The 3,021-nt window shown below is 66.3% G+C and carries 3 protein-coding genes; all 3 read left to right on the top strand.

Annotated features, from left to right (window positions below; genetic code table 11):
• Window positions 1-1,267: HlyD family type I secretion periplasmic adaptor subunit (locus EN745_RS32785; RefSeq protein ID WP_127423165.1), on the top strand; the 1,267-nt coding region annotated here is incomplete at its 5' end.
• Between the two features lie 219 nt (window positions 1,268-1,486).
• Window positions 1,487-2,404: a 2-dehydropantoate 2-reductase gene (locus tag EN745_RS32780; RefSeq protein WP_245487894.1), complete on the top strand. Its 918-nt coding sequence runs from the start codon at window positions 1,487-1,489 to the stop codon at window positions 2,402-2,404.
• A 32-nt stretch (window positions 2,405-2,436) separates the two neighbouring features.
• Window positions 2,437-3,021 (top strand): class I SAM-dependent methyltransferase (locus EN745_RS32775; RefSeq protein WP_189363236.1); only part of this gene is annotated, 585 nt, incomplete at its 3' end.

Raw genomic sequence — 3,021 nt, 5'->3', positions numbered from 1 at the left:
CGCCCACACGCTTCTCGGCCTCGGCGCGGTCGCGCTGCTGGTCGGCGGCGTCGGCGGCTGGGCCGCGCTGACGCAAATCTCTGGGGCGGTCATCGCGTCGGGGGTTCTCGTCGTCGATTCCCACGTCAAGGAGGTCCAGCACTCGACCGGCGGCATCGTCGGCGAGATCGCCGCCCATGACGGCGACCGCGTCAAACAGGGCGCGCTATTGGTGCGCCTCGATCCGACCATGCCGGCCGCCAATCTCGCCGTGGTCACCAAGGCGCTCGACCAGTTGTCGGCGCGCGAGGCGCGGCTGGACGCAGAGCGCCAGGGCGCCGGTCAGATCGCCTTTCCGAAGGCCCTGCTCGACCGGGGCGGCGATGCGGTGGTGGCCGAGATCATCGCCGGCGAAAAGCAGCTCTTCGAGACACGGCGGGCGGCGCGCTCCGGCCAGAAGGGCCAGCTCAGGGAGCGCATCGAGCAGCTGCGCAAGGAGATCAGCGGCGACACAGCCCAGGCCGATGCCAAGTCGCATGAGATCGAGCTTGTCGGCGAGGAACTCGTCAGCCTGCGCGCGCTGTGGAAGAAGCGGCTGATCTCCATCGACCGGCTGACCGCGATGGAGCGCGAGGCGACGCGGCTCGACGGCGAGCGCGGCCAGCTGACGGCGGCGCTGGCGCAGGCCGAAGGCAGGATCGCCGAGATCAACCTGCAGATTATCCAGGTCGATCTCGATCTCAGCACCGAGGTCAACAAGGATCTGCGCGAGATCGACGCCAAGATCGGCGAACTGATGGAGCGCAAGGTCGCCGCCGAAGACCAGCTCAGGCGCATCGACATCCGCGCGCCGCAGGACGGTGTCGTGCAGCAGTCGATCGCCTACACGATCGGCGGCGTCATCACGCCCGGCCAGATTATCATGCAGATCGTGCCCGACAGCGACAGCCTGGCGATCGAGGCCAGGATCGCGCCGAGCGACATCGACCAGCTCTTCGTCGGCCAGCCGGCGGCGCTGCGCTTTTCGGCCTTCAACCAGCGGACCACGCCGCAGATCAACGGCACGGTCGAGCGCACCTCGCCCGACACCACCACCGACCAGCGCACCGGCATCAGCTACTACACCGTGCGCATCGCCACCACGAGCACGGAGGTGGCGCGCCTCGGCCAGGTCAAGCTGGTTCCCGGCATGCCGGTTGAATCCTTCATCAAGACCGCCGACCGCACGGTGCTCTCCTATCTGGTCAAGCCGCTGCAGGACCAGATCAGCCGCGCCTTCAGGGAGTAAGGCAGGCCGAAAGCGCTTAGGGTCGCTTGCTGTCCAGGCGTCATCACGCCCGGCCAGGTTATCATGCAGATCGTGCCCGACAGCGGCTAGTCGCGATCTGCTTGCCGCCGAATATCCGCCCCGGTCCGGCTGGCTGTGTATTCAAGGAAATGCTAATATTGACCTGGTCGGTGGGAGCTTCGTGCGGCCGATCGCGGCGGCGGGCGTCGAGGGGACGGCATGCGGATCGCAATGATGGGAGCGGGCGGCATCGGCGGCTATGTCGGCGCCAGGCTCGCCGAGGTGGGGGGCGAGGTCAGCTTCATTGCTCGCGGTGCCCACTTGCAGGCAATGCGCCAGAGCGGCCTGCGCATTCAAAGCGACCTCGGTAACATCTTGCTGTCCAATGTGTCCGCGAGCGACGCGCCGGCCGACATCGGTCCCGTCGATCTGGTGATTTTCGCGGTCAAGCTCTACGACAGCGAGAAGGCCGCCGCGGCGTTCGGACCGCTCATCGGCGGGAACACGCGCGTCGTGACGCTGCAGAACGGCATCGATAGCGTCGGCATTCTCCGCCGCCATATTCCGGGCGACAGGGTGATCGGTGGCGCCACCTACCTGTCCGCATTCATCAAGCAGCCCGGAGAAGTCGTCCACGCGGGCGGGCTGCGTGACATCCTCGTCGGCGGACACCGCGACCCTGTCATCAAGGAACTTCAGGCGCTGTGCGATCGGGCTATCGGGCTGGAGCTGAAGCCGGTTGCCGACATCGACAATGTGCTTTGGGAGAAGTTCGTGACATTGGCGGCCTTCTCCGGCGGAACGTCGCTGATGCGTTCGGGGATCGGTCCGATCCTCGACGACCCCGAGGCGCGCATCTTCATCGAGCAGCTGCGCGACGAGGGCATGGCGATTGCCGCGGCCGCCGGTCATCCGCTGGCCCAGGGCTTCGAACTGCGCGTCACGACCAGGTGGAGCGCATTCCCCCCGCATGTGAAATCGTCGATGGCCAACGATCTCGAAAGGGGAAAGCCGATCGAGGTCGCCTGGCTGTCCGGGCGGATGCACCAGTTGGGCATCGAGTTCGGCATCGCGACCCCTGGCCACACGGCGGTCTTCCGCGCCTTGCATCTCTACGCAGCAGGTGCCGCTGCCTAGCGGCATCCCATCGACCTTCCATGGAGGGCATCGTGACATCGAGCGAAGGCATGCCGGCGACGACAGGGAGCGAGGCAACGGGCTCCCAGGACATGTTCAACAGGGAGCTTGATACCTATCGCAGGATCGTGGATGCAAACCTCATGTTCCATCGCGAGGTCTATCGCCTTCTGCGTGACGTGCTCACGGAGCTTGCGCCTGCGTCGTTCCGCTTTCTCGACGTGGCGTGCGGCGATGCCGGCGCCTCCGCCGCGACGTTGAGGACGACCACGATCGGCAACTATGTCGGCATCGATCTGTCCGAGGCATCGCTGCGGCTGGCGGCTCGAGAGCTCGATATCCTTCCTTGCCCGGTCGAGTTGCGTTGCAGCGATTTCGCGCATGCGATGGCGACGTGGTCGGAGCCCGTCGACGTGATCTGGATCGGCATGTCGCTGCACCACCTGCCGACCGAGGGTAAGGCGCGGCTGATGCGGCACGCCCGCAGGGCCCTGGGAGGGATGGGCCTCTTCGTCATCTGGGAGCCAGCGCTTTTCGAGGGAGAGGATCGCGCCGCCTGGCTCGCCCGCTTCTCCTTGCTGCGCGATGAATGGTCGGCCGTTTCCGACGAGGAGTTC

It is taken from the genome of Mesorhizobium sp. M4A.F.Ca.ET.022.05.2.1 (assembly GCF_003998845.1).
Taxonomy (GTDB): Bacteria; Pseudomonadota; Alphaproteobacteria; order Rhizobiales; family Rhizobiaceae; genus Mesorhizobium.
This window is presented reverse-complemented; position numbering and strand designations above follow the sequence as displayed.